The organism is Hahella sp. CR1 (assembly GCF_029813005.1).
GTDB lineage: Bacteria > Pseudomonadota > Gammaproteobacteria > Pseudomonadales > Oleiphilaceae > Hahella.
The window spans coordinates 117,265-143,486 of sequence record NZ_JAPELK010000007.1 but is presented as its reverse complement, the minus strand read 5'-3'; the positions used below and the strand labels follow the sequence as shown (position 1 = coordinate 143,486).

At 54.2% G+C, this 26,222-nt stretch carries 24 protein-coding genes and 3 tRNA genes; 13 read left to right on the top strand and 14 right to left on the bottom strand.

Features of this window, described 5'->3' with window-relative positions; all coding sequences use genetic code 11:
- Positions 1-137 precede the first annotated feature (137 nt).
- The 3 genes from ONV78_RS18065 to ONV78_RS18055 all read left to right on the top strand — a co-directional run bounded on the left by ONV78_RS18065 (position 138) and on the right by ONV78_RS18055 (position 2,178).
- On the top strand, positions 138-302 hold the full coding sequence (locus ONV78_RS18065) for a hypothetical protein (protein ID WP_279505234.1): 165 nt from the start codon (positions 138-140) through the stop codon (positions 300-302).
- Between the two features lie 296 nt (positions 303-598).
- A complete protein-coding gene (locus ONV78_RS18060; protein ID WP_279505228.1) occupies positions 599-1,342 on the top strand; it encodes a 4'-phosphopantetheinyl transferase superfamily protein in 744 nt (247 codons plus the stop codon).
- A 23-nt stretch (positions 1,343-1,365) separates the two neighbouring features.
- Positions 1,366-2,178 carry a crotonase/enoyl-CoA hydratase family protein gene (locus tag ONV78_RS18055; protein ID WP_127972841.1) on the top strand — a complete coding sequence of 271 codons (813 nt, stop codon included), beginning with the start codon at positions 1,366-1,368 and terminating at the stop codon, positions 2,176-2,178.
- Positions 2,179-2,226: 48 nt separating this feature from the next.
- Here the strand turns inward: ONV78_RS18055 and ONV78_RS18050 are convergent, their stop codons facing one another.
- The 3 genes from ONV78_RS18050 to ONV78_RS18040 form a co-directional block, all read right to left on the bottom strand.
- Positions 2,227-3,555, bottom strand: coding sequence for a glycerophosphodiester phosphodiesterase family protein (locus ONV78_RS18050; RefSeq protein ID WP_279505226.1), 1,329 nt, complete (start codon positions 3,553-3,555; stop codon positions 2,227-2,229).
- Positions 3,556-3,918: 363 nt separating this feature from the next.
- Positions 3,919-4,581 carry a hypothetical protein gene (locus tag ONV78_RS18045; RefSeq protein ID WP_279505225.1) on the bottom strand — a complete coding sequence of 221 codons (663 nt, stop codon included), beginning with the start codon at positions 4,579-4,581 and terminating at the stop codon, positions 3,919-3,921.
- 262 nt (positions 4,582-4,843) lie between these two features.
- Complete coding sequence (locus tag ONV78_RS18040) at positions 4,844-5,728, bottom strand: immunoglobulin domain-containing protein (protein ID WP_279505224.1); 885 nt, start codon at positions 5,726-5,728, stop codon at positions 4,844-4,846.
- 372 nt (positions 5,729-6,100) lie between these two features.
- Here ONV78_RS18040 and ONV78_RS18035 point away from each other — a divergent pair, with 372 nt between their 5' ends.
- Both ONV78_RS18035 and ONV78_RS18030 read left to right on the top strand, forming a co-directional pair.
- The gene (locus ONV78_RS18035) at positions 6,101-6,484 is read left to right on the top strand and encodes a hypothetical protein (RefSeq protein WP_279505222.1); all 384 of its coding nucleotides are present in this window, start codon (positions 6,101-6,103) and stop codon (positions 6,482-6,484) included.
- 103 nt (positions 6,485-6,587) lie between these two features.
- Positions 6,588-7,250 carry a hypothetical protein gene (locus tag ONV78_RS18030; RefSeq protein ID WP_279505221.1) on the top strand — a complete coding sequence of 221 codons (663 nt, stop codon included), beginning with the start codon at positions 6,588-6,590 and terminating at the stop codon, positions 7,248-7,250.
- Positions 7,251-7,330: 80 nt separating this feature from the next.
- Here the strand turns inward: ONV78_RS18030 and ONV78_RS18025 are convergent, their stop codons facing one another.
- From ONV78_RS18025 to ONV78_RS17995, 7 genes are all read right to left on the bottom strand, one after another.
- Positions 7,331-9,715 (bottom strand): glycosyl hydrolase family 18 protein, encoded by a 2,385-nt coding sequence (locus ONV78_RS18025; RefSeq protein WP_279505220.1) that lies wholly within the window; start codon positions 9,713-9,715, stop codon positions 7,331-7,333.
- A 290-nt stretch (positions 9,716-10,005) separates the two neighbouring features.
- Positions 10,006-10,209 carry a 4-oxalocrotonate tautomerase family protein gene (locus ONV78_RS18020; RefSeq protein ID WP_216739733.1) on the bottom strand — a complete coding sequence of 68 codons (204 nt, stop codon included), beginning with the start codon at positions 10,207-10,209 and terminating at the stop codon, positions 10,006-10,008.
- A gap of 40 nt (positions 10,210-10,249) precedes the next feature.
- Positions 10,250-11,152 (bottom strand): DMT family transporter, encoded by a 903-nt coding sequence (locus tag ONV78_RS18015; RefSeq protein WP_279505218.1) that lies wholly within the window; start codon positions 11,150-11,152, stop codon positions 10,250-10,252.
- Positions 11,153-11,173: 21 nt separating this feature from the next.
- Positions 11,174-12,490: a PLP-dependent aminotransferase family protein gene (locus ONV78_RS18010; protein WP_279505217.1), complete on the bottom strand. Its 1,317-nt coding sequence runs from the start codon at positions 12,488-12,490 to the stop codon at positions 11,174-11,176.
- A 3-nt stretch (positions 12,491-12,493) separates the two neighbouring features.
- Positions 12,494-13,414: a phytanoyl-CoA dioxygenase family protein gene (locus ONV78_RS18005; protein WP_279505215.1), complete on the bottom strand. Its 921-nt coding sequence runs from the start codon at positions 13,412-13,414 to the stop codon at positions 12,494-12,496.
- Between the two features lie 59 nt (positions 13,415-13,473).
- On the bottom strand, positions 13,474-13,986 hold the full coding sequence (locus tag ONV78_RS18000; protein WP_279505214.1) for a VOC family protein: 513 nt from the start codon (positions 13,984-13,986) through the stop codon (positions 13,474-13,476).
- On the bottom strand, positions 13,983-15,101 hold the full coding sequence (locus ONV78_RS17995) for an alpha-hydroxy acid oxidase (RefSeq protein ID WP_279505211.1): 1,119 nt from the start codon (positions 15,099-15,101) through the stop codon (positions 13,983-13,985). The genes ONV78_RS18000 and ONV78_RS17995 overlap by 4 nt, the downstream gene beginning before the upstream one ends.
- 312 nt (positions 15,102-15,413) lie before the next feature.
- Here ONV78_RS17995 and ONV78_RS17990 point away from each other — a divergent pair, with 312 nt between their 5' ends.
- Entirely contained in the window at positions 15,414-15,971 is a 558-nt protein-coding gene (locus ONV78_RS17990; protein WP_279505210.1) for a MaoC/PaaZ C-terminal domain-containing protein, read from the top strand.
- 44 nt (positions 15,972-16,015) lie between these two features.
- Here ONV78_RS17990 and ONV78_RS17985 read toward each other — a convergent pair whose 3' ends face one another.
- Positions 16,016-16,207, bottom strand: a complete 192-nt coding sequence (locus tag ONV78_RS17985) for a hypothetical protein (protein ID WP_216739727.1) — start codon at positions 16,205-16,207, stop codon at positions 16,016-16,018.
- 196 nt (positions 16,208-16,403) lie between these two features.
- Between ONV78_RS17985 and ONV78_RS17980 the strand changes: the two genes are divergently transcribed.
- Positions 16,404-17,489, top strand: coding sequence for an AI-2E family transporter (locus ONV78_RS17980; RefSeq protein ID WP_279505208.1), 1,086 nt, complete (start codon positions 16,404-16,406; stop codon positions 17,487-17,489).
- Between the two features lie 35 nt (positions 17,490-17,524).
- On the opposite strand, the gene ONV78_RS17975 is transcribed toward ONV78_RS17980, so the two are convergent.
- Positions 17,525-19,324 (bottom strand): acyl-CoA dehydrogenase C-terminal domain-containing protein, encoded by a 1,800-nt coding sequence (locus ONV78_RS17975; protein ID WP_279505207.1) that lies wholly within the window; start codon positions 19,322-19,324, stop codon positions 17,525-17,527.
- A gap of 275 nt (positions 19,325-19,599) precedes the next feature.
- Here ONV78_RS17975 and ONV78_RS17970 point away from each other — a divergent pair, with 275 nt between their 5' ends.
- On the top strand, positions 19,600-19,869 hold the full coding sequence (locus ONV78_RS17970; RefSeq protein ID WP_279505205.1) for a hypothetical protein: 270 nt from the start codon (positions 19,600-19,602) through the stop codon (positions 19,867-19,869).
- A gap of 52 nt (positions 19,870-19,921) precedes the next feature.
- Here ONV78_RS17970 and ONV78_RS17965 read toward each other — a convergent pair whose 3' ends face one another.
- Positions 19,922-21,241, bottom strand: coding sequence for a Na+/H+ antiporter NhaC family protein (locus ONV78_RS17965; RefSeq protein ID WP_216739618.1), 1,320 nt, complete (start codon positions 21,239-21,241; stop codon positions 19,922-19,924).
- Positions 21,242-21,803: 562 nt separating this feature from the next.
- Here ONV78_RS17965 and ONV78_RS17960 point away from each other — a divergent pair.
- The gene (locus tag ONV78_RS17960) at positions 21,804-23,309 is read left to right on the top strand and encodes a S8 family serine peptidase (protein WP_279505203.1); all 1,506 of its coding nucleotides are present in this window, start codon (positions 21,804-21,806) and stop codon (positions 23,307-23,309) included.
- 16 nt (positions 23,310-23,325) lie between these two features.
- Here ONV78_RS17960 and rtcR read toward each other — a convergent pair whose 3' ends face one another.
- A complete protein-coding gene (gene rtcR / locus ONV78_RS17955; RefSeq protein WP_279505201.1) occupies positions 23,326-24,960 on the bottom strand; it encodes an RNA repair transcriptional activator RtcR in 1,635 nt (544 codons plus the stop codon).
- Between the two features lie 248 nt (positions 24,961-25,208).
- Here rtcR and ONV78_RS17950 point away from each other — a divergent pair.
- The 4 genes from ONV78_RS17950 to ONV78_RS17935 all read left to right on the top strand — a co-directional run bounded on the left by ONV78_RS17950 (position 25,209) and on the right by ONV78_RS17935 (position 26,160).
- Positions 25,209-25,285, top strand: a tRNA-Met gene (locus ONV78_RS17950).
- A gap of 6 nt (positions 25,286-25,291) precedes the next feature.
- Positions 25,292-25,366 (top strand) — tRNA-Cys (locus ONV78_RS17945).
- Between the two features lie 25 nt (positions 25,367-25,391).
- Positions 25,392-25,466: transfer RNA gene (locus ONV78_RS17940), tRNA-Glu, on the top strand.
- Positions 25,467-25,752: 286 nt separating this feature from the next.
- Positions 25,753-26,160 carry a hypothetical protein gene (locus tag ONV78_RS17935; protein ID WP_279505199.1) on the top strand — a complete coding sequence of 136 codons (408 nt, stop codon included), beginning with the start codon at positions 25,753-25,755 and terminating at the stop codon, positions 26,158-26,160.
- Positions 26,161-26,222: the final 62 nt, after the last annotated feature.

Below are 26,222 nucleotides of genomic sequence, written 5' to 3'. Positions count from 1 at the left end.
TTTCGGGCGGAAGTGTGACGTAGTTTGGGTTTGTAACGCCGTATCTCTCACGGAAAACGAGCTAACTCAGTGGCAATATAGACGTTCGCGAAAAGCTAAGCGTTGTTGTATTGATACGGTAGTGAGCTAGTAAGTCCATGTTGAAAAGTCTTCGTGAAACACTGATGGGACGAATCGTCGGCGATAAGCGTTCCAGTAAGCAAGTTGAGGAGAAAAAGGCGGAAGTCAAAGCTCCTCCGGTGGAATTTGAAATGAGCGCACTTGAAGCACTGCGCGTTTCTACTGTGACTCGCCGGGTGTAATAGCCCGCTGAACAAAACAACATAACGCCAAAAGATGTAGCTGAACGCTTTCTTTTGTGTGAATAGGGACCTGGATGGTCCCTGTTTTTTTAGCCCCTCTGAAACCAACCTCAATCATACTCAAAGACCGGTGTTAAGCCGGCGGCCCCTATACACGCAGGGGCCCTTCTTCTGTGACTTATCGCCGCAAACTCTGGCGCGATGCGGGTGAAATGTTGGAAAGTTTGCCCGCAAGCCCTTACACCTGCCTTTAAATCTGTTATATAACAGGCCTTTATTCTCCCGGATTAGTGAACGTGTCTACCTCCGAGCATCCTGAATGCGCCATCTATCTTGCTGATATTCGCCAGATCGACCCGGGCCTTGATGGCCGTTACTGCGCCATGCTGGGTCCCGGAGAAGACGAACGGCTTTCCTCGTTTCGTTTTCCCGAGGGGCGTTTAAGCTTTTTGCTGGGGCGGGCATTGGCTCGGACTCAACTGGCGGAAAGGCTGCACTGCGAGCCGGCGGAGGTCGCGATTGCCATCAGCGACAAGGGCAAGCCATTTCTGAGCGATAAGGATGCGGCCTGGTGTTTCAGCATCGCCCATGCCGGCGCCTGGGTGGCGGTGGCGATCGCGAAGACGCCTGTAGGGCTCGATCTTGAGCGCGCGGAGCGGCGCAACGTCAAGGCGTTGGCGCGTCGATTTTATACGGAGCAGGAATATCAGTGGGTGTGCGGGCAACCTGAAGAAAGTCAGGCGCAATGCTTCTTTCGCATTTGGACGCTGAAAGAGGCGGAAGTGAAGCGGCGTGGTTCGACCATGTCGGAACTGCTGTCCGGGGCGCCGTTTCGTCTGCATGGCGACTTGGCGGTGGCGGAATTTGCTGAAGGTGCGGCCTGTGGCTATGGGCTGTTTCAATGGCGTGAAGAGCAGTTGTTGGGAGTGGCCCTGAGCGAGCCGCGCCCGATGCGCTTTTTTGAAGGCTTGCCGGGACAGGGCTACGTCCAGGTTTCGCCAAGTCTTCTGGCTGGTTCGGAAAACTGGCGACATCAATAATAGAAAGAGAGTGGATACTAATAATGTCAGAATACTCAACACTTAGCGTTACACAGGAAGGCGGCGTCGCCGTCATTGAATTGAATCGTCCCGACAAAGCCAATGCGCTGAACATGGCGATGTGGGAAGAAATCGGTCTGGCGTTTCGCCGGGCGGATCAGGAAAGCACCGTGCGGGTAGTGGTGCTGCGCGGCGCGGGTAAGCACTTCTGCTCAGGTATCGACCTGATGGACTTCGCTTCTGTGATGACCGGCAAGGAAAAGTGCGACGGTCGTCGTCGCGAAGAGCTGCGCCGTCTGATTCTCAAGCTGCAAGGCTGTCTCTCCGCCATTGAAGACTGCCGTAAACCCGTGCTTGCCGCCTTGCATGGCGGTTGTATCGGCGGCGGCGTGGATATGGTGGCGAGTTGCGATATGCGCTACATCTCTGCGGAAGGCTATCTGCAGATCAAGGAAATCGATATCGGCATGACGGCGGATGTGGGCACGTTGCAAAGACTGCCGCATATCATTGGCGATGGCGTCATGCGGGAGCTGGCGTATACCGGTCGTAAAGTCGACGCGGAAGAGGCGCGGGCCATTGGTCTGGTTAATCGTGTGTATGAGTCGCCGGAAGCCTTGATGGCGGGCGTCATGGAAACCGCTCAGGTGATCGCCAGCAAGTCGCCTTTAGCGATTCGCGGCACGAAAGAGATGATCAAATACACACGTGATCATAGCGTCGCGGACAGTCTGAATTACGTCGCTACCTGGAATGCGGCGATGTTGATCAGCGAAGATATTCAGGAAGCCATGATGGCGCAGATGCAGAAGCGTGAGCCCAAGTTCAGGGACTAGCCAGCTGTGAAGAAAGGGGAGGCGGGTCCTCCCCTGAAATGTTAAGTCTTACTTTTTGTTCCTATGTCTTGGTCTTTCTTCGTTGATTTTCAGGAACATGTCTCGCGCTCTGACGCCCAGGTCAGGGTTATCCGTGAAGAACCCGCTTACCCCAAGACCAAGCATTTGAATGGCTTCGCCAGTCAGCGTCTGTGGTTCGTTGTTCGGATGCAGGGTCAGGAACTGTTCTTCCACGCGTAACGTGTAAGGGTGAATCTCCAGTCCGTTAGCCAGGGCTTCCTGCAGGAAGGGGTGCACGCCGCCGGTCAGCTTGCTGCCAACTTCAGCTTTGCCATCGCCGTTGGTGTCTTCTTTCTCGTCAAGGCTGGCGCGCAGCAGGAAGCTGTTTTTCCAGGGTCCGACGCCTTCCGCGTAGTTGTCCGCAATAAACTTGACGGTTTCCGGGCTGACCAGTTTGCCGTACCCGGTTGTATCGGTGACGCCGCCCTCGATCAGGTCATTCAGCTCGCCATAGATCATCGCCATGTCCGCGCCGTGTTTCGCGTTGTAGTACATGTCGTAGGGGCGAGAGAAGTTGCTGTCCGGTTGTACGTAGACATCGTCAAAGTCGCCATACAACTGCACCAGCGGCAGATCCACGTTGTTGCTGGGCATGATGTCCTTCTGCAATTCCATCAGGTTTTCAACCTCGAAGGATTGAATGTAAACCCGCGTGGGATCGGTGAAGTTTTCGCTGACCAGGGTTTCAATCAACTTGCGGCCGATGGACATATTGATTTTGCCGCCTTCCAGAAACTCGCCTTCTTTCGCGAAGTAAGTGGGGTGCTTGGTTTCTGGATAGAGGCCGACTTTTTTACCAGTGTTATGTTCGATCAGGCGCACCATGCCGATAATTTCTTCCAGCGTGGGAATGGCGAACTTGCCGTCAAAGCGCGTGTTGCGAGGACGTACCTCCGGAATGCGCTCTTTGGCGCGCAAGGTTTTGATTTCCGCCAGGGTGAAGTCTTCACTAAACCAGCCGGTCATGGCGACGCCGTCGATCATTTTGGTGGTTTTGCGGTCGGCGAATTCAGGGTGATCCGCTACGTCAGTGGAGCCGCCCAGCTCGTTTTCATGGCGGGCGATCAGGTGTCCGTCTTTGGTTGGCACGAGGTCGGGTTCGATAAAATCCGCGCCCTGGCGAATGGCCAGCCAGTAGCTGGCGAGCGTGTGCTCAGGACGGTATCCGGGAGCGCCCCGATGGCCGATGACGATAGGGTGGTCGGCGGCTGCGGTGGCGACCGCCGGTTGCTTGGCCTGCGCTGCGGTAACTCCTGCGCTGAGCGCGGCCGCGGCGATCCAGGGGAGACACTTCGGCCAAGTGAAATACTGTTTCATCGTTATATCCCTAATTAGATTTCTCATTCACAATCAGTAGAGTACAAACTAATAGAAGAAAATGACAGTTTAAGGTCACGCTATTTTTAGCCGCTTAAAGCCATCGTCAGCAAGTTTCAATTTGGTCATGAAAACCAGGATTTGCAGGGGTTTACAGACGCTCTTTAAAGGCTCTCAGAGGCCTCCGTGGCGATTACCCACAGTTGTTTTGGGCGCTCTTTACAGAAATTTAATGCGCCTTTCTGAAGAGCAAGGGCAAGCACAAAGACAAGCACTTAGACCCGCAAAAATAGGAAAGAACGATCAGACTGAGGGAGAGGAAGTATGCTGGAAGTTTTACTTCCAGCATACTGAAGAGGGCTGTCAGAGGTGGTCCATTTCCCAGGTGACGGAATAGGAAGCGGAGACGCCTTGTGATTGCGGGCTGCCGGATATGCTGCCGCCTGAATTGAACTCGACTTTGTATGTGCGGCCTTTTTCAGTGGGAATCTCGATATAGCTCACACCATCTTTGAATCCGTTTTTCGGATCATAAATGATGCTTCCTCTATAGCCATTTCCTCCGGCTGATACATTGCTGGTCAGGGGCAGGCAGGAGCCTCTCTCCGGGCAGTTGCGGTCCATTTGCTCAACACTGAAGTTGATGCGCAATACGCCGTCTTCGGTAGCGCGGATACTGTGCTGGAAGTTGCCGCCGTGGCTGACCGTAACGCCGCTCCGGTCTCCCTCGCTGCGGACGATATCTGCGTCAATGCGGTAGCTCAGTGTGGCTCCGTTATCGAAGTGGGAGACTTCCAGATTGTAATCCAGAGAGGCGGACGCGCTGCTTCCATTGACGCTGAGGTCGTAATGTTGGCGCACAGGTTCTGCGCTGTGCAGTGTCTTGCTCTCGTATTCTCTCTGGGTTTCGCCGCCAACACCGGCCTGAGCCGTGCTTCTGTAATACTCAAACAGGGTTTCGGCGGCGCTGACCTGAGTGGAAAGCATTGTTGCGGCCGCAGCCATAAGTATCAGATTCTTCTTCATAAATCGTATTCCTTGAAAACTTCACAAGAGATTGACCATAGAGCTGGATCGCGTTTCCGGGCGCTTTCCATGCAATAACTCATCGCGAAGCCGAGACTGGCTTAGGCGTTGAGGAGTTATGTGGCGCTAGAATAAATCGGCGGGAAGACGCTGACTTGTAAAAAACGGACACGGTTTTACGGAAGGGGAGAGAACAAAAAATGGGGCCAAAGGCCCCGAATGACATCGTTGGGAAAAGCCGGTAAGACGAGCCCGGGAGGGCTTAGAAAATCTGCTTGCTCATGATGTTGGAGAAGTCGCTTTCAATGCCTGAGGTGTCCACCACGGTGACGGCGAAGTAGTGAACGCCGCTGCCCAGGCCGCCGAAGGTGTAGTCTGTCGCATCCGCCTGCGCTTCCACGCTGGCGCCCCAGGAGCCGTCTTCAGTGGTGTGATAGATGCGGTAGGCTGAGATTTCCTGTTGGGCCAATGCGCTGCCGTCTTCGCGAGTATTCGGCGTGTTCCAGACCAGACGCACGCTTTGGTTGACCGTCAGGGACAAAGTTGCGCCGCTGCTGGTGACGGAGCCGGTGGCGTTGCTGATGATAACGTCATAAACGCCTGCGTCGCTGTCGTCCAGGTTTGACAGGCTCAGGTAAGACTGCACGGCGTCAGCGATGACGACGCCATTTTTACGCCACTGATAGTTCAAAGCTCCGCTGCCTGACGCGCTGACGTTCAGAGTAACGTTTTCCCCTTTGCCGGCGCTTTGCGAGGCGGGCTGCAGGCTGATGACGATATCCAGGGCGACGTCGCTTTCCTGGCTGGAATCCTGAGAGTCGTTCTGGACTTGGTCCTGCTGCTCTGTCTGTTGTGTGTCCTGCTGGGTTTGAGTGGAAGAGCCTGAATTGGTCTGGCTGCTGTCCGCGACAGTGTCATTGGTGGTGGATGCGTTAGTCGTGGAAGTCTCCGTCTGGGTGGCGGTTTGCGTGTTGGCCTCAGACGCTGAACTTGTGCTTTCCACCTGTGAAGAAGTGGCTCCTTGAATGGAGACAGAGCCGTTGTCGGAGCTTTCACCCGCCGCTCCGCCGCCGCAGCCATGTAACGCCAGCGTCGCGGCTAAAATCGCGGTGGACAGTAATCTGGTTTGGGTGGTTTGAGCAGCCATCGGTCACTTCCTTCGTTATATGTCAACTTATGATCAATAGTAGATGGCTATAAATGAAAAAGACTGTAAAACGTCACACGCAGCTAACGTAAATCGTCAAAAAAATGACGAAACAGGCTGAATCTTGAACTTTGTATGCAAAGTGTGCGGTTCCTCTCAGTTTGTGAGAGCCGGAAAGAGTCCGAGAAAGGAAAAAGAGCGAGGAAGAAGAGAGAGAAAGAAGTGCGAGGATCGAATAGTCCAATGCGCGGATGTACGTTCTGATAGCTATCGAGTAAAGTGGCCGGCCCTCGCAATCGCTAACATGGCGAGCGGCTCAGATGAGCATTGTCGTTATTTTTACCTTTACTTTACTTAGGGATGAGCGCCTCCATGAACCTCTATGAACAATATCTTGCGCCCTGGCTAACGGACTGGACCGATTGGGCGCTGCTGGCCTGTGGCGTCTACACGGTTATGTTTGGGATGTTTGAGATGTTCTGGCGGCGGACAAGGGCGTATGATTATTTGTCTACTGCAAACTTTGTCCTGCTTCTATTACTGCAATTCCTACTACCTGTAATGGCCGTTTGGGGCGCTGATTTTGTGCAGCCGGGGCTGATCTTTATGGCGATCTACACGGCGCTCTTTTTTATCAGCACCTCTCATGTAAATGAGGGCGGGATCGCATTCATGATCCACCTCCAACTATTGATGCTGATCCTTCCCCTCGCGATTCTGATCAGAGTGATCCGGTTTATTTGGATGCTGTTTTAAGGGAGATTTGTGTGGCGATCTTTCGAGGCAGCTTGGGCTCTAGGATAGACATGAACCAATTGTGCGCTGACTCTACCCTGGTTTTATCTTTTTAATGGAAATTATGGCGAACGAACTATTCGAAAAGTGGTTGCTGTCTCTGTTTGATCATGACCCGGCAATGGGCGATTGGCGTTGGGAGGTCGAACCCATAAATATCGACCCCAGCTTGGCCCCGGATTTTATCGTTCTATTGAACCATCGCTGGAGTGAGCTGTTAAACAGGTACGACGATTGGCAATTGGGGACTGGAATTGAGTATCTCTATAACTACTCCTTCTCTGATTTCGCGTTTGACTTACGAGACGCTCCTGCTCCGTTGGACGCGCGAATTGCCGCTATCCAGTCGATAAAGCTCATGTACTCAGATTGCTTTGCTATACGATGTGAAGCGGCTTTGGGACATAAGTCCGAGACAGCGAGCGAGCTGAATTGTTGCTGTTATATGCTTTGGGATGTCACGCCTCTATCTTATTGTGAAGGCAACCCCGATAAGGAGGCTCTATATTCCGCCCTGGCGGAAGTAATGGAGTTTGCGCTTGGATTGAGCAACCCCGCGTGTATTGAAAGCGCGTTACATGGGCTGGGTCATATGACGCCATACTACCCCAAAGCCAGGCAGATCATTCAGCAGTATATTGACCGAGGCGTTAAGAAAGCCTCCTCGGAAGTGGATAAGTTGTTGCTGCATTACGCTGTTGCAGCGAAAGAAGACGGTATTCAATAAACCTGTATCGTTTCAAGCATCCCCAAAGCATAAAGAAAGAGGCCCTCATCAGAGGGCCTTTTGCGTTTTACTCAGCGTAATCAGCGCAGGCTTTTGATTAGGTTTTCACATTCGCTGGCGCTGATATTTTCACCGCACACCGGGATTTGGTTTTGCGGTTTGCCGTTAGCGACGTCGTTCACCAGGGTATTGCCGAGAACATGGTTGACGGCGTTGAGGTTGTAGCCGTTATCCTGTTCCGCCATCCAGAAGAAGACGCCGGCGAAGCCGTTGTCTTTGGCGTACTGTGCTTTAAGCGCGGCGGTTCGCGGTGATTCTATGGTGATGAAGGAGCCGATGGCGGGCTGTACGAGATAGTCGGCATTGGAGGCTTTGTCGGTGTACAGCTTGTACCCGTTGTAAGGCCGTAAGGATGGATCAAGGAAGCTTTGATACATCTCATAGCCTTCCAGAACACCGGCTTCCCAGCTGCCGTATCCGGCGATGGCGAGTATGAAGTCAGTGGTTCCCGGCGCCTGATTGGGCTGGTGGGTGGTCGCACCGGCGACTCCGTTGCTGTACTCGGTTATATCCGCTGAGCTATTGAGGCGCTTGGCGCGATGGTAGTTCGCCACGCCGACCATCAATTTGTTATTGGGGACGCCCTTGCCCTGCAGATAAGACATCGCCGTAGTGACGGAAGTATTGGCGGATGAACCCTGCGCGCTTGGGTTGACCTGCATGGGCGTGTGATTGCTCAGCTCGCGCTCCCAGGCGCCGGTGAGATCATAGGTCATCACATACAGGCGATCCATATATGGATGCACGGCGGGCCAGTCAATCAGGTCGAGACGACCGGTTCCTGCGGGGATCGCGGAAGACAGGCGATAATGCTTGCCGGTTTTCTGTCCCAGCCAGTCCATGCCCGCGCGAATTTCCTTCAGCAGACGCACATAGTTAGCGGCGTCTTCCGGTCTGTCCGCGTCAGGAACGGCGCCGTCGGAGGCGGGGTATTCCCAGTCTATGTCGATACCGTCGAAGTCAAAGCGTTGTAAGAAATGGATCAAGGAGTCGACGAAGGCTTTGCGTCTGGCGTCATCCCGCGACATCCAGCCAAAGCCTTCAGACAGGGTCCAGCCGCCGACGGAGAGATCCAGTTTCAAGTGCGGATTTTCTTTTCTCAGTTTATAGAGTACGCCGAATACGCCGCCAACACTGGCTGGCTCCAGCTCATACATGCTCTCCGTTCCCGTTACGCTGCCGGGAACGCCGACATTGCGCACGAAGGCCGCTTCAAAATCGGCGATGGCCATGGCGCCGTCAGGCAGATTGCTCTGATTGCAGGTGCGATTCACCGCCGCGGGAGCGGACGTGGGGAAGCCAGGGTCCTGAGTGCTGGACGCATCGGGATAACAGATACCGGAGAAACCGTAGACGATGCGATGCAGGTTTTTCACGGGAAGCTTGGTGAAGTCATAGCGCCGACCGTAGATCGCCCAGTCGCCGATGTAAGTGACAATTTCCGTTCCTGCGCGTAGGGAATAAGTATTGTGCTGCAACGGCACGGTTCCGGGAGGCAGTTTGGAAACCCGGGCTCCGTTATCGGCGTCGAAGCCGGGATGATCCCCGCCTGGATCGGTGGACGGAACCGAAGAGCGCGGCGTACCGGTGGACGGCGTATTGGAGATGCGCGCTGCGCCGATGGCGTCGCCAGGAAAGCTGACGCCGGCGTTGGGGTTGCCGTCGACAGGCTGCGGATCGCCGTAGTCAATGTCGTTGGGAATAGGCACTGGGCACAAGCTGTCATCGGGGACGCCCACCAGTTTCCAGCGATCGGGATAAGTAGGGTCGTTAGGGGGAATGCCCCAGACATCCACCTGGGCCTGGTAAACGCCGCCCTGATAAGCCGCCACGGCTCCGGTGCGATAGACTTTGCTCGCGTTCCAGGCGCTGGCGCAGAATGGCGTATCCGGCCCTGGACCGGGATCATCAGGGTTGTCGGGGTCGTCTGTGCCGCAAGGCCCAATTAAGGTCCAGGCGGAACTCCAACTACTGCCGACGCCAGGCTCATACGCCCAGGCGGCTGCGGACGAGCACCAGCCGGAGACATCGCAGCGATAGTCATTGCCAATGTTCTGCACGATTTGTCCCGCGCTGTAGCTGGTTCCGGCGGAATACTGCGGAGCGTCGCAGGCGCCGGGGTCGTCACCGGGGCCGCCATCATCGGGAGGGGAATCGCCGTCGCAGGCGCCGAGCCCGTTCCAGGCCTGCTCCCAGGCCCAGCCCACGCCGGGTTCATAGGCTCCGCCCAATCCGCACCAGCCGCTGACGTTGCAGCGATAAGCGTTGTCGTGATGTTGACGAATGGCGTTGGCGCCGATAGCGCCGGTTTCAAAAGGGGCTACGCCTGTGCAGTCATAAGCGTAGCTATTGGCGGCGATGGTCCAAGCGCCGCCAATTAAGAGCGTGGCCAATAGCTTCTTCATGGTCCATTTCTCTCGTGTGGTTGGTTAACAATCCTGGGTCAGCCAACTGTCATACCACCAAAATGGCTTCGCCAAGCGGTGGCCGAGCGCACCCGTGCTGGACCGGCGCACGGTCAGTTTTTGTGGGCTGGATTCGCCGCGGGGAGCGATGAATCCGGCCCGGTACTGCAGAAGTTCTTTATAATAGTTGGTGAGTTTTTAACCTTTTTGTCCGTTATTGGCAATAGGCCGGTCGGGGGAAGAAAACAGCCGCTAAAATAGAGGGTTATGCGACTTTGCCAGGGAAGCCTTTACCCGTCTTTGCCGGCTTTGGCGTCAACGTGCAACAAACCGGCTTTTCCCCAATTGCTGTCGTCGTAGTCCTGTAAAAATATCGTGACCGACTCCGGCTTTACCCCGTAGCTGGTCACAAAGGCGTCGGTAATCTTTTTCACCAAATCCCGTTTCTGCTCCAAGGTCCGGCCGGGGGATTGCGCGATGGTGACGACGGGCATAATTGACTCCTGCAAATATATGAATGGAAGGATAGCTGCATCAGCTTTGCTGTCTGGCCAGCGAAGCGGGTCGCCACCAGAGTTTGGAGACCATCAAGAAATTACCGAAGATGATGACGCCAACGCCTGAAAATGTGGTGGCGTCCCACCGATAGTCTTCTAACAGCGTGGAGATCAGGATCGCGACGATAGGGAACGCCACCATACAGTACGCGGCTTTGTTGATGCCGATCTTGTTCACCAGAGTCAGATAGATCGTAAATCCGAGCACTGACGCGAAAATCGCCAGATACAGCAGGCTGAAAATATATTGGGAAGTGAAGCTGAACTTGAGCGGCGTGTTGGTGGCGAAGACGGCGATTAACAGCACCATGGCGCCGTAAGCCATTGAATAGCCATTGCCGGTGAGTGGCGTGATGCCCTTGGCTCCATTACGCACGGAGATCATATTACCCAGTGAAAATACGAGTGTGCCCAGTAGTGCGAACAGCATTCCGGTAAAAAAGTCCGCGCCAAAGTGTTGTTGCGTCAGTTCCCGCCAGAACAGAAGCACAATGCCGGCAATGCCGAAGGCGATGCCGATGAACTCGCTTTGCGACGTGCTTTGACGCAGGAAAAGCCAGCGATTGACGCTGTTGAACAGCAACACGGTGGAGAAAATGATCGCGACGATGCCGCTGGGGATGTATTGGGTGGCGTGATAGAAGCACAGAAAATTCAGGGAAAAAAAGCACAGCCCCTGCCCGGCGAACCACAGGTGGTCGACAGGCTGGGTCTTCTGGATTTTTTTTAGCAGAAACAGAGCGGGCAGCAGCAGTAATGCGGCGATGGCGAAGCGATAGAAAATGGACGTTAGAATGGGAACTTCGCCCAACTGCATGTGGATCGCGAACCATGACGTGCCCCACACCAGAATACAGGCGATATATAAAAAAGCGGTCATAACGAGCTTGTCTCCTTTGCTCTAGCTGGCGGCCGCCGTCTCAGGCGCATGTACGGCCACACATTCCTTGATAAAGTTGCGCAGGCGGGAAACCCCTTCGCTGATCTGCTCCGGCGTCAGGTAGCTGAACGAGAGCCGGATTTCATTGGACTCCCGCGGCGGCGAATAGAACATTTCCATCGGCGTCCAAAGTACGCTGTATTGTTCCGCTGAGGCTTTAAGCTGTTTCAGGTTAACAGTGAACGGCAGCGTGAGCACGAGAAAAAAGCCGCCATCTGGTCTGTTCCAGGTGATTTGCGAACGCAGGGGCGAGCCTTTGGGAAAGGCGACCTCAAGCTGATGCAGCAAATGCTTGAGGTTGTTCTGATAAAAATGGATTCTGCTCTCGCAATGCAATCGCAGGTCACCCTTGCATTCCAGCAACACGCCGCCGACCACGGCCTGACAGATCGGCGATGTATTGAGCGTCAGCATGCTTTTGATTTTGGTAAGCGCTTCCGCCAGTCGCCGGGATACAACAAACCCCATGCGTACGCCTGGAAACAGCGTTTTGGAGAACGAGCCCAGGTACGCCACGGAGCGGCCGTTTCTGTCCAGAGAAGCCAGCGTCGGTTTGATGGCGCTCGCCGCGCCGAAAATGCCGTAAGGATTGTCTTCCAGTACGGTGAAGTTGTAAGTGTGGGAAAGCCAGACCAGATCCATGCGCTGACTGAGAGGCAGAGAAACGCCCGTGGGGTTGCAGAAGTCGGCGTTGATATACAGCGCTTTGACCTTGTCGCCTGCCGCCTCCAGCGTCTGGATTTTGCTTTCGATTTCGCTGATCTCCACGCCCTGATCGTGGACGTCGAAGGTTTCAACCCGGATATCCAGCAGTCTGGCGGCGCCGATAATGCCGACGTACACCGGCTGTGGAACCAGCAGGACATCCCGAGGATCGGCGAACAGGGCGCGCAGAGTCAGAATCATTCCTTCCTGGGCGCCGGAGGTGACCACAATATCTTCGGGGCGACAGATGACGCCGTCGGTTTTCTCCAGCATCTCGGCGATGAGCCCGCGAATATGCCCTTCCGACGGGCCGTATTGAAACAGCTGAGTGATAACGGCGCTTTCAGGCCGGCGCTTCTGCTGGGTGAGATGCTCGACATAGCGATGCAGATAATGGCCGATATCATCGATTCGAAAGTCCGTTTCGATCGGGCGTCCGGGCGCGAACGATATCGCGTCGGGATATTGCCCGGCGATGTCGTTGAGAAACGTCATAGAGTTAAGGCATGGGTCCGCCAGGGATGCATGCAGCGGCAGCTCCTCGCGTTCATCCTGAAGTTGCATTGCGTTCATGAATTACTCCTTCCAGATTTGCGGGCAGAAATCCGGATCGGTGTAGTCCGGGTCGCCGTTGCCGTTTTGGCGGCAGAAATAGTCGTTGTTGTATTTCAACGCGGAGCCGTCCGCCATCGTGTGGCGCTTGTAGGTGTTGCCGCCGTCCTGCAGGTGAAGAGAAATCGAGACGCGGTCCACTTGGCTGTAGTTGGGAGAGCTGCCATGAAAGGTGTGGCAGTTATGAAAGCTGATATGACCGCGTTTGCTGGTCATGGGTATTTTTCTGACGGTGTCGCCATTAAGCTGGGCGGTTTCCTCCAGCATGGTTTGCAGCTCATCGATGCTGCGCCGTCCGAAGTGGCGGGTGACGCTGTCGTTGGCGTCGATTTCCCGCCAGCGATGGCTGCCGTCGATCATTTCCAGGGCTCCCATGCCTTCGAAGCAGTCATAAAAGTTGATAAAGGCGGTCAGCAGTTTGCTGGACGTGCAGGTTGACCAGTAATGGGCGTCTTTATGCCAGGGGACGACGGGGCGAAACATGCCTTCCGCCGCAAAGTCGCCTCGGGCGGGCTTGGTGATCAGCGCGCTGTTCCATACGCGTATTTCGTCTGTCTGCGTCAGCCGGGCGGCGATAGCGCCAATGATTGGCTTGGTCAGCAGACGCCGAAACGTGTCGCTTTCATAATGCACGTAGTCATTGTTGCGGGCGACGTCGCCATCTTCCGGGGTCCAGTAGGCTAATGTGGAAGGCATGATCGGCAAGCGTCTGTCGCGTTTGCCTGCATAATAATCGCGACTTTCCCTAGCGAAGGCGTCCAGCTCCTCGTCGGTGAACACCTTGCCGGTCATGAACCAGCCGTGCTCCTGGTAAAAACGCACGTCCTCATCGCTGGGCAACAGAGCATGTTCTTGCTCGCTCAGTGGGTATTCCGCTATATACACGTAGTATTCCTTTCTATGTTTGATGTCGGAGAGAGTCGCCGTGGGGAGGCCGGCGTTTATCAGTAGGCGTCGCTGGCTTCCAGTTGGCGGAACAGGTCTTCCACGTTCTGCTCCGAAAAGCCTTCTTCCTCGTTTCTTTCTATGAACTCGATCATGACGCCTGAATTAGGGCAGCGCACAGTGAAGCGCTGGATGAGGTCCGGGCCTTTGATGGTTTTGGTGCTGAAGTCCAGCCCTTGTTTTTCCAGCTCTTTGCACAGACTTTCCACGTCGTCCACCTCTATGGCGATGTGCTGTGGCCCTGGGCCGTATTCATTGATAAAGCGGGTGATCTGAGAGGCTTCGTTGACGCCTTCCAATAAAACGAACTTGATTGGACCCGCTTCCATGACGGCGGAATGCATGGCGCTGCGCGCGCCGTTGGTGGTCATGCGGTCGGAGAGGGTGAATCCCATCATGCTGAAATAGCCGATGGCCTGCTCCAGATCCAGTACAGCGATCGCCACGTGATCGATTTTTTTCGCCTTATGCCTGAGCATTAACTTAGACATGCTTTCCCAACCTGTCGTCATAGGGTTTCTCCTTGATATGAGGGGTGTTCGGTCCAAATAATTTCCTGGCTGATGTCCGCAAGCGACGCGCAACCGCAAAGGTGCATGCTGAGCGTCAGATCATCGATGAGTTGTCTTAACACCGCGGCGACGCCTTGGGCGCCTGCGGCGGCGAGTCCCCATAAGACCGGGCGGCCAACGCCCACCGCGTCGGCGCCCAGGGCCAGAGCTTTGAGAATGTCTGCGCCGCTGCGTACGCCGCCATCGACAATGAGCGGCATGGACTCGCCTACGCGTTGACGTATGCAGGGCAGCATGTCGATGGCGGAAACATGGTGATCAAGTTGGCGACCGCCGTGATTCGATAGATACAAGGCGTCGACGTCGTGCTTCAGCGCGATTTCCGCATCCTGCGGATGCAGCACGCCTTTCAATATCAGCGGCATGCGGGTCTGATTTTTCACCCAGTCCACATCGGCCCAGGAAAGCGCCGGCTCCAGCTGTTCTGCGACGAAGGCGGCGACGCCGGACTGACCGGGTACAGGGGGGTCACTGGATAGTGGCTCGTCAAACTGGTCTGTGCGTTTTTGATAGCGTTTAACGTCGAAGCTATTGCGACGATCCCGCAGCCGCGCGCCCATACGTGGCACGTCAACGGTCAGCACCAGGGCGCTGCAGCCGGCGTCCTGCGCCTGCTGAATGATGTCTCGATTGCGTCCGCGATCTTTGTACAGGTAAAGCTGAAACATGACCGGCTCTGCGGAGTTTTTGCAGAGGGTCTCCAGCGGCGTGTCTGACATGGTGCTGACAATGAGTGGCGCGCCACACTGGTTGGCGGCCGCCAGGGTCGCCCGCTCGCCGTCAGGGTGAGCGAGTTGATGGTGCGCGCTGGGAGCGATGATCATCGGGGTGGCGGGCGTGCGGGCGCTCTGGAGTGGCGATAAACGCGGCGCGCTCGTATCGACATCGCTAACGCCGCGCAGCACTCGGGAAATCAGTTTTACCCGCTCCAGGGCGCGGATGTTTTCCTGCAAAGACCGCTCAAGCCCCGCGCCGCCGGCGATAAAGTCGTAGATTTCCGGCGCTAAGCGGCGTTTGGCAAGCTCTTCCCAATCCTCAATACAAACCGGCTCCATGCTGGCTCCCTTTGGTGTGATGGTTTCCCTGTCCGTTCAATGCGAAGGAGTACGCCCTGTGACGATATCCGAAGGGCTCCTGCAGTCGGACATAACGGAAAATATTCAGATTCGTCTCTGATTGAATATTTTCGTAAATTTTCTAATTTGTACGTATTTTTTACTCTATTGGCCTCATTAATTCTCTGTCAACGAAAATTTGATGAAATTTCGAATAATGACGAAGGTTGGGAACATTGGGAATGCATTGCTCATAACGGGCGTTATGAATCAAAAATCCATCTTGCCGTTGGCGTCTGTGAGGTGGTGAGAATGAGAAAAAGAAAGTTTTTCACTTTTCTATGCAATCCCGGCGTCGCAGCTAGACTATGTTTACATGACCATTTTCATGAGTGGATGAAAGGAGTTCAGACCATGGCTAAATCGATGCGGGATCTTCAGGTAGGTGAAAATTTGGGCGAAAGTCGATGGGTGAGAGTTGATCAGGCGCTGATTGATCAGTTTGCCGATTGCACTCGTGACAGGCAGTGGATTCATGTGGATGAGGAGCGCTGCCGGAAGGAGAGCCCTTATGGCCAGCCCATCGCTCATGGATTTCTAGCGTTGTCGCTGCTGCCGGGGCTGTTATATGAGTTGATTCCTCCGCCCGAGGACGGTTATGCGCTGATTAATTATGGGCTGGAGCAAGTGCGCTTTCTTGAGGCGGTACGGAGCGGCGATGAAATTCGCTTAGAGGCGACGCTGGAGAGTATTCAGCAAAAAACGAGTGGAACGTTATATCGAATAAATTGCGCGGCGCGCATCAATCATCGTGAAAAGCCTGCCCTGGTGGCCGCATTATTGGTGTTGTGTGCTGAGCTGAAGCCATAGAGCGTACTGCGGAGTGATTGGCTTCAGCGCTATCTTGAGATGGTTTAGAAACCTTGCAGGCTGGCGAGATCTTTAACTTCGCCTGCGCTGACGGTGCAAAAGCTTAGAGGAGCTTGCTTTTGTTGGTCGCTGATCACTTTTACCTGGGCTGCCGCGACTTTGCGCAGGCTGTCGAAAGGCAGCGTGGTCACGGAATCGTCTTTTTGGGTAAGGGCTCTAAGAAGTTTGCTGAACATGATGTCGTATCCCGTAATTATTGTTGCTTACATTCAGTAGCGACCTTCTCCGGCGGTTCCCGTCAAAAAAGTAAAAAAATGTCATATTTTTATCGGGAGGGCGGTGCGCCTCATGGCTCCGTTGGATGCGCAGCCAATAAAAACATGAGATTATCTCCGCCCATCTTTCGAAATACCCTGTAAGAGATCCCCTTAGATGCAACGAAATCTAGAAGACCGATCCTTTTTGCTGCTGTTGCTGGCTGTAACCTTTGGGTTTGGATTGCTGATCCTGCCGTTCTTTTACGCTATTTTCTGGGCGGCGATGCTGGCCATTCTATTTGCGCCATTGCACCGCTGGCTGATTCGCCGGTTTCCCGGCAGGGACAACGTCAGCGCGCTGTTGACATTGCTGGCCAGCGTATTGATCGTGGTGATTCCGCTGGCGGTGATGATGACGATGTTGGCGAAGGAGGGGGCCAGAGTCTATCAGCAGGTAAGCTCCGGCGAGATACAGTTGCAGGTGCTGGTGGACAAAGCCAGAGCCGCCATGCCGGTGATTCAGGAGCTGGCTGAACGTTTCGAGATTGACTTGGGCAACGTCAAGCAAATGCTGTCGCAGGCTGCGTTGACGGGCAGTAAGTTTTTTGCCACCCAGGCGTTCAATTTTGGACAGGAATACCTGCAGTTCACCGTCAGCTTTGTGTTGATGCTTTATCTGACTTTTTTCTTTTTAAGAGACGGCCGCAGTTTGATACAGCTGTTGATTCGCGCTCTGCCGTTGGGCGACACCCGGGAAATTCATCTCTTTCAAAAGTTTGCGGAAGTGTCCCGGGCGACGGTGAAGGGGAACCTGGTGGTGGCTATGGTGCAGGGCTCTCTAGGAGGTTTGATCTTTTGGGCGCTTGGCATCAAAGGCGCGCTGTTGTGGGGCGTAGTGATGGTGGTGCTGTCTTTGTTGCCGGCAGTGGGGTCCGCCTTGGTATGGGGCCCGGCGGCGGCATATCTGTTTTTCAGCGGCGATGTTTTCAAAGGTGTTGTGCTGGTGCTGTTCGGCTTCTTTGTCATCGGGTTGGTGGACAACGTGTTACGCCCGGTGCTGGTGGGACGCGACACCAAAATGCCTGACTATCTCGTGCTATTGTCGACCTTGGGCGGTTTGTCGTTATTCGGCTTGAATGGGTTCGTGCTGGGGCCAGTATTGACCGCGTTGTTCCTGGCGTTCTGGCAGATCTTTATGGAAGAGTTCAATAACGGCGAAGAAGAGACCTTCGTCGATGAAGACGAGGCGTCCGGGGGCTGATAAAACCGGGCGCGTATTGCGCCCGGATGAGCTTATCAGTCGAGGTGGAACAGCTCTTCTGGCAACGCCATCAAGCTGTCCGCGCCGGCTTTGACGCTGGCGGCGAGTGAGCGAGTGCGGGGCAATAGACGCTCAAAGTAGAACTCCGCTGTGTGTAATTTGGCCTGATAGAAGTCACTGTCGCCGCTTTGCGCTTCCAGTTTGTCTTTGGCGGTCACCGCTATGCGCAACCAGAAATAGGCCAGGCAAACGTAACCGGAATACATCAGAAATTCGACTGACGCCGCGCCGATTTCATCCGGGTTGGTCTGCGCTTTTTCTGCAACGCCCTGAGCCAGTTGCCGCCACTCATCCAAGTGCTGCAGCAGCGCGTCCGTCCAGACACTAAAGCGGCGGGCGGCGTTCTGACTTTCGCAAAACGCGCGTATCTCATTGACGAACTGGCGCAGCAGCTCTCCCTGGCTGCCGATGATTTTGCGAGCCAGCAAGTCTATGGCCTGGATGCCGGTGGTGCCCTCATACATGGTGCAGATGCGGGTATCTCTGGCCAGCTGCTCCATTCCCCATTCCTTGATAAAGCCGTGGCCGCCGTAAACCTGCATGCCGTAGCTTGTGCACTCCTGCGCTGTTTCCGTCAAAAAGGCTTTGACGATTGGCGTCAGCAGCGCCAGTTTCGCCTCTGCGGCGGCTTTGATGTCAGCGTCTTCGCTGTATAGGGTCAGGTCGATTTGCTGGGTGCAGTACATCGCCAGGGCGCGTCCGCCCTCCCGAATCGCCTTCTGCGTCAGCAGCATGCGCCGTACGTCAGGATGCACGATGATTGGATCAGCGGGTTTGTCCTTGTTGACGGGGCCTTTGAGCGAGCGCATTTGCAGGCGATCGCGAGCGTAGCTGATGGCGCCTTGAAACGCCGCTTCCGTAGCCGCCAGACCTTCCAGTCCCACGCCGACGCGAGCGGCATTCATAAAGGTGAACATGCAGTTGAGACCGCGATTGGGTTCGCCGATCAGATAACCGCGCGCGCCGTCGAAATTCATGACGCAGGTAGCGCTGCCTTTGATGCCCATCTTATGTTCAAGGGAGCCGCAGGATAACGTGTTGGGCGTCGTGATATCGCCGCTTTCGGACACATTGAACTTGGGTACGATAAACAGGGATATCCCTTTGGTGCCCGCGGGGGCGTCCGGCAGGCGGGCCAGGACGACATGAACGATGTTGTCGGAAAGGTCATGGTCGCCAGCGGAGATGAAAATCTTGGTCCCGGATATGGCGTAAGCGCCGTCAGGTTGCGGCTCAGCTTTGGTTTTGAGCAGCCCTAAATCTGATCCACAGTGGGGTTCAGTCAGACACATGGTGCCGGTCCAGCGGCCTGCAATCAGGTGAGGTAAAAAGCGCTGCTTCTGTGAATCCGAACCGTGGGCGAGGATGGTTTCAATGCAGCCCTGACTCAGTCCGGGGTACATGGCCCAGGCGTGATTGGCGCCAGAGAACCACTCGGACAGAATGCTTGACAGCGAATAGGGTAAGCCTTGGCCATCATACTCTAATGGCTGCGACATGGCGGGCCAGCCGCCCTCGACATACTGTTGATAAGCTTCTTTAAACCCTGTGGGCGTTGTCACGACGCCGTCATTCCAGGAACAGCCCTCTGTATCGCCCACCGCATTCAGCGGCGCCAGGATATTCTCCGCAAATTTACCGCCCTCCTGCAGGATCGCCTGCACCATATCTGGCGTCGCATCCGCGAACCCCAGCTTTTCGTAATGCTCGAAGAAACCCAGCAGTTCATCCATCACAAACGCCACATCACGCTGCGGAGCTTTGTAGTTCAACATATGCCTACCTCGTCTTAATCAATAACCAACAGCCAAATATACTCAACCAATAAACCCAGTTTACCCGCAGAGGCAGGTTAAGCCGTTGGTGGTTTTTGACAAAAATGATGCGGGATTGGACGGAAGGGGTGGCAAAATAAATGCTCGATTAGAAATAATGATGGGCGACTGAAGCCTGAGTCTCTGCCTGACATGGTGTAACGGTCATGAGTAAGTGAAGAGGACCTAAAGCGCAAATTGGCATCATCTAGATGCATTATTTGATAAGGATAGGAATGAATATCGACTCCAGCCTCATAAAGCAGATAGGAAGAGCTCTTGGTAGGGAGGCGTCTGCATCAGAAAAAGGGAGTGTAATCAAACTTTCTGAATTTACTGAAGCAGATGTGAAGGAGTTTAGAGAGTTGCACAAAAAAGTGGGAGGGGTGATTACTATATCGTTTATACGTTTCAAGCTGAAAGGAATTATGCCTCTAAACAAGGTGGTATCTTACTATTCTGATGTGGTTATTCTAGGTTTGCCTCCAGAGTCCTGGGTTGAGTAAAGCGATGGCCTAATCAAAAAAGCCCGCAACAGCGGGCTTCCAATTCAAGTCATTAACTTTGGACTTTGCCTTTCGGCAGTCCGATGACAATTGATATCAGCGCCATGAGTCCCAGTAGCCAGCAATATTGGATGTTGCCGATCAGTTCTACTGGAGAGACTTTGGCCAGGGACGAGGCCAACAGAGCTTGTGCGCCGTAGGGGATAACGCCTTGGACGACACAGGAGAAAATGTCCATCAGGCTGGCGCTGCGGCGTGGGTCGACCTGATAGCGGTCGGCGATATCTTTCGCCAGGCTGCCGGATAGTAGAATCGCGACGGTGTTATTGGCGGTGCAGACGTTGGTCAGGGCGACGGTGGCGCTGATGCTCAGTTCGCCGGCGCGGCTGGTGTGTTGTTTGGCTCCGCCCAGTCTGCTGATGCGGTCGATGGTTTTCGCCAGCCAGTCCAGGCCGCCTTGAGACTTCATCATGGCTCCCAGGCCGCCGATAAGCAGCGATAGGATCAGAATTTCCTGCATGCCTGTGTAGCCGGCATAGATGTCCTTGGACCAGGACGCTACGCTGTAGTCAGGCTGCATGAACAAACCAATTCCTCCCGCCAGTACGATCCCGCTGAACAGCACCAGCATGACGTTGACGCCCAATACCGCCAGCGCCAACACGGCGACATAGGGCAGGATGCGGATCAATTCATAATCCTTAGGCGCCTCCACCACGGCGTTACTGCTCTGGAAGTACAACCAGATTAAAGTCAACACCGCTGCAGGCGCTGCGATCATGAAGTTCAGTTTGAACTTGTCGCGCATTTCGCAGCCTTGGGTGCGAGTGGCGGCGATGGTGGTGTCGGAAATAATAGACAGGTTGTCGCCGAACATAGCGCCCCCCACTACGGTGCCGATGGTCAGCAGCATGGGGAGTTCCGTTGCGTCAGCGACGCCCACCGCGATAGGGGCGATAGCGGCGATGGTGCCCATGGAAGTGCCCATGGCGGTAGCGACGAAAGCGGTGATGATGAACAGTCCTGGCAATACCAGAGAAGGCGGTATCACGCTGAGTCCGAAATTAACGGTAGCATCCACGCCGCCCACGGCTTTGGCGACGCTGGCGAAACCGCCCGCCAGCAGATAAATCAGAACCATGGTGATGATTGTGTTGTCGCCGACGCCCTTGATAAAGGTTTCTATGCGCTCATTCAAGGTTCCGCGCGCCATCATTACCGCTAATAGAATAGCGGGCAGGATCGCGACTGGCGCGGAGATTTGATAAAAGGCGTACTCAACGCCCTCTGACTGATACCAGAGGCCGCTGCCGACAAACAGCGCCAGAAACAGCGCCAGCGGAAGCAAAGCTAAGGGAGATGCTTGGGACATATTACTTCTGTATTCCACGAATGATTAAGAGCCACCCCGTTCGGTGCAGATACAGGGCGCGGACTATAAAAAGGCGAAAGATTATAGGTAACGGAAAATTAATCTCTAATAATTTATCGTGATCGGGAGCTTTGTTTCGGTTATAAGTCACGTCGTTTTAAGGTCATAAAGAAATATTTGACGCAAAAACAGATCCTTATACTTTCTGTCCTGGCCAAGCGTTCAGACGTCGCCTTGAGCGCGTCATAAGTTTTTCGTAGAGTCAACGAACTGTCAGCTTTTCCGGGCGTCGGGTTTTCTGTACATCCTTGGAAGTAGGGAAGCGCTGGCTGCTCACTGCAGTACTTTATGCAACTTCAGTCAAGGAATGATTGTTATGAGATTAGCTTTGTTGTTGATGACGGCAGTAGTATTGACAGGACTTCATGGGGCGCGCGCTTTAGCGCAAGATGTTGCTCTTCGGCCTCAGCGACTTATTATTCATTATGCAGGCGACGTTTCGACATCCCCATCCTCTTCTTCCTTTTCCTTCTCTCTAATTTCTCCCGCTGCGCGTAGCGCTTTGCAAAGCATCGATTATCTACGCCCTCTCGCGGTTGGCTCTCGCCGTTTGTATCAGGCTAAACGGTGGCTGACGCAGACTGAGCTGGCGCAGTTGAAGCAAGATTTACTCAGTGACGCCAGCGTTCTTGATGTGGAAGAAGACATATTGCTGCATAAGACGCTTGCGCCTAATGATCCGCGTTATGTTGAGCAATGGGGATATTTTGACGAAGTCGCGGGCATCAATGCGCCCGCTGCATGGAGCGTGGCGACCGGCTCAGGCGTCGTGGCGGCGGTGTTGGATACGGGAATCGTCGCCCACTCGGATATGGACGCCAATGTCGTCACCGGATATGACTTTATCAGCGACCCAGTTGTCGCAAATGATGGCGATGGGCGTGACGCTGACGCCAGTGATCCCGGGGATTGGGTGGCGCAAAACGAATGTTACGACGGAGCGGAGGCGGAAGACTCCAGTTGGCATGGGTCGCATGTGGCTGGGACAATCGCCGCCGTCACCAATAACCATATCGGAGTTGCTGGCGTGGCGTTTAACGCGCGTATTTTGCCAGTCCGTGTGCTGGGCAAATGCGGAGGTTATCTGTCAGATATTGCGGACGCTCTGGTCTGGGCGGCGGGCGTGCCGGTGGATGGCGCGCCTGAAAACCTGCACCCAGCCAAGGTCATCAATATGAGCCTGACAGGGGAAGGGCGTTGTGGCGGGACCATGCAGTCAGCCATCAACATGGCGCGTCAGCGCAATGTCACGGTGGTTGTCGCCGCTGGTAACGCTAATGCGGATGTTCGCCACTTTCTGCCGGCCAACTGCAAAGGCGTTATAGCGGTTGCTGCAAATAACAAGGCGGGCGCACGCGCCTGGTACTCCAATTTCGGTCGCAAAGTCGACGTCTCTGCGCCGGGTGGCGAAACTGACGTGCTCAGTAATGGCGTGTTGTCTATATGGAATACAGGCCTGACTGTGCCGGGGGAGGAGTCCTATCAGTTCTATCAAGGCACCAGTATGGCGACACCCCATGTGGCGGGGATAGCGGCTCTCCTGTATGAAGCTGACCCAGGAGCGACGCCGGGACGGATCGAAAGCGCTATAAAACTGGGAGCGAGGCCCTTGCCGGGGGATTGTGATGGTGGATGCGGCGCAGGCATCGCTGACGCAGCGCGGGCGCTGGCGGCGCTGAATGGCGACCTGCCGTTGCCGGCGCGGGGCGTGTTAAGGTTGGAGAATCTGCGAGGGGAGGAAAACGCATGGGACTACTATCGCTTTGAAGTGCCGCGCGGCGCTATCGAAATGGTGGTCAGGAGCTTTGGTGGGACGGGGGATGTGGACCTCTATGTCGCCGACGATGTGCGCCCCACGCCGAATAAATATGATTGCCGCCCGTTTATAGACGGCAATGAAGAGCAATGTGTGTTTCCCAATCCCGAACCCGGCGTGTGGTTTATCGGGTTGCGCGGACGTCACAGTTATCGCGGCGTCAGCGTTACCGCCAGCTGGCGCAAACCCTAGCTGGCGCTTATCCCTTTCAGACTGAATTGACTTGCCTGATGCTGTCAAAGTGAAGGCCGTACTTGGCCAGATATTGACGCAATCGATGGGAGTCGTTTGTCTGTTTTTTGCGAAGCCGGGATGCATTGTAAATAGTGCGTCCCGCCTCTGCGCCATCCCGGCAGTTTCTACACACTTCGATGACGGCTTTCAGTTGCACTTTCTCAATATAATCAACGTGCTCAAGCTGTTCGAGGTCGAGATATTGGGCCAGAAAGTCATCCAGAGATAAGCTGCTCGCCATCGCTGGCGATTCCGCGTGCGACCACAGATAACGTAACCGCTGTAGCTCCTCGTCCACATGATCCGTTTTAATCCGTCCTTTGTCCGCCAGGGTCGCCATGCGCACGATGCTGGCGTTAAGGTCGCGGAAATTGGCGGGCCAAAGCGCCTCGGGAGACAATGCGAACTCAAGATAGCGGGCGCGAGCCTCTTTGTTGAACGTCACTCTCTCGCCATGGTTACGCTCAAATCGATCCAGTTCGTACTCGATGTTGGGTTCGACGTCCTGTTTCCTTTCTGCCAGTCCGGGGAGGCGGTAAGTCCATAAATTGATACGCGCAAAGAGGTCCTCTCTGAAGCGACCTTCTTTCACTTCTTTGCGAAGATCTTTATTGGCGCCAGCGATCAGCTGAAAGTCGCTTTTCTCCTCCAGGTCCGCGCCCATGGGCAGAAAGCATTTGTCTTCGATGGCGCGTAACAGCATGGCCTGTTCATCCAAACCCAGCTCGCCGACTTCATCAAGAAACACCATGCCTTTATCCGCACGTTTCAGTAAGCCGTCCCGCTTATCCACTGCCCCGGTGAATGCGCCTTTTTTATGGCCGAACAAGGTGGACATAGCGTTGTCGCCCACCAGCGTGGCGCAGTTGGTCTCCACAAAATCGCCGCTCACCAGATTGCGTTTCTTCTTCAGCTCGTAGATACGGCGTGCGATATGGGACTTACCGGCGCCGGTCGGACCGGTGATCAACATAGGTGCGATAGAACGCTGTGCGACCAGCTCGATTTGCTGAATCATCCGGTTGAACGCCGGGTTGCGGGTCTGAATGCCGGATTTCAGAAAATCTTCGCCTTCAAGATGGTCTTTGCGAAACCGCTCCGCAATTGCGTCGTATCTGGAAAGATCCAGGTCGATGATCTGGTGGCGCGGTTCAGTCGAACCCTCTTTCGGTGGCGCTGTTTGCAACAGCTTGCCGGGAAAAAGTCGCGATTCGTGCAATAGGAAGATAACGATCTGCTGAATATGCGAGCCGGTCGTGATGTGGAAAAAATAATTGGCGCTGGGGTCAAGCCTGAAGTCGGAAAGAAAGTCTCGCAACTGTAGATAGGTGACCTCCAGTTCCCATGGGGAGGTAAAGCTGACATCGTGGATGGCGACATGCGTTTCCGGGCTGACGACATTGATATCCGCAGAGACTTCTTCGGCAAGCGCCATGTCTTTAGCAGCGCTGAGCAAATGCAACTCATCCACCGGGAAGACCTCGGCGCGTTGAGTGATGGAGACATTCGGTCGCCAGCGCTCCCAGCGCTTCTCAAACTTACCGCGACGCTTGGACACGACATCCAAAGTCGTGCCGAGAATGGATAGGACGATATTTTTGCTGTTCATCGAAATTCGGAGCGTATCCAAGGCAATATTTTGATATCCAGCATGATATTAATTGCGGCGCGTACAAGCTACGTCCAATACTGTATTTTCTACTCGTTAATTTTATAAGTTTTTATAAAACAATTGTTTATGATTCGATTTGGCGGAGTGAAAATAAGTTGGCACGCCGCTCGCTATAACAGCTACAGATTCTGGCTGGCAGCCATACCTTCAGAATCCGGCTCGTCTGCGAAAGAGAGCCACTTTACGCCGCCTTAGCTTAATCGGTTAGAGCACTGGCTTCATAAGCCATAGGTTGTCGGTTCGAGTCCGACAGGCGGCGCCAAAAATAGAGGTCGTGGCAGAGCGGTAATGCATCAGTCTGCAAAACTGACGATCGCGGGTTCAAATCCCGCCGACCTCTCCAATGCATAAATATCCACTTTCCCATTGCGCCAGTCGTCTAATGGTGAGGACGCAAGGTTTTCAACCTTGTAATGTCGGTTCGACTCCGTCCTGGCGCACCAAAACTTCCACTCATTGCTGAATAAGCCTCTTAGTATTCTAGGATATATGTGTGCCTAGTTTTTTGTGAGCAATATCGCTTGGATTTCGGGAGGAGGGCTTTGTGCGCTGGAGGTAGTGGGCTGGAGAGTATATCTTTGGAATATTGAAACAGAAAAATGCGTGTCTAGTGCAGACTGCTTGGCATTGCTGTGCACTATTTTTCCTGAATGGCTGCATTGGTGTTATGTATTTCATGTTAATTGAAAGTTTTAAAATATAATTGTTGTTTTTTAGGAGGGTATGGTTATGAATCAAGAAAGTATAATTATTACTGATAGCGCAAAGAAAATTGCTATTGATGTTATTGATTTGGCGAAAAAGTTAATAACTGATGGTGGGCCGCTTAGTCCATTCATGGTCGTAGATAAAAATGGAGGAGGAAAGATAATTGCTTTCGAAAGTGAGACGTTGGAGGAAGCCGTCGCCAAAGCAAAAGAAGCCGCTGAAAAGATAAAGGGGCATGTTGATTCCTACGCAATAGCATATGATGCAAAGCTAACCATAAGTGGAGAAAAAAAAGACGCCATAATTGTGGAGGTTGGAGAAAGTGGGAAACTATATATTTTTGCTCAATGCTACTCATCGGTTACAGATGGCGCCGTTAGCTTTTTGGGCAATCCAAAGTTTTTGGCAGGGAAGGCTGAGTTTAGATAATTACAAGGGCGTGGAAAATAGGGTATTAAAGTGGAGGGAGGTATTGAGCAAGTAATTTCGTA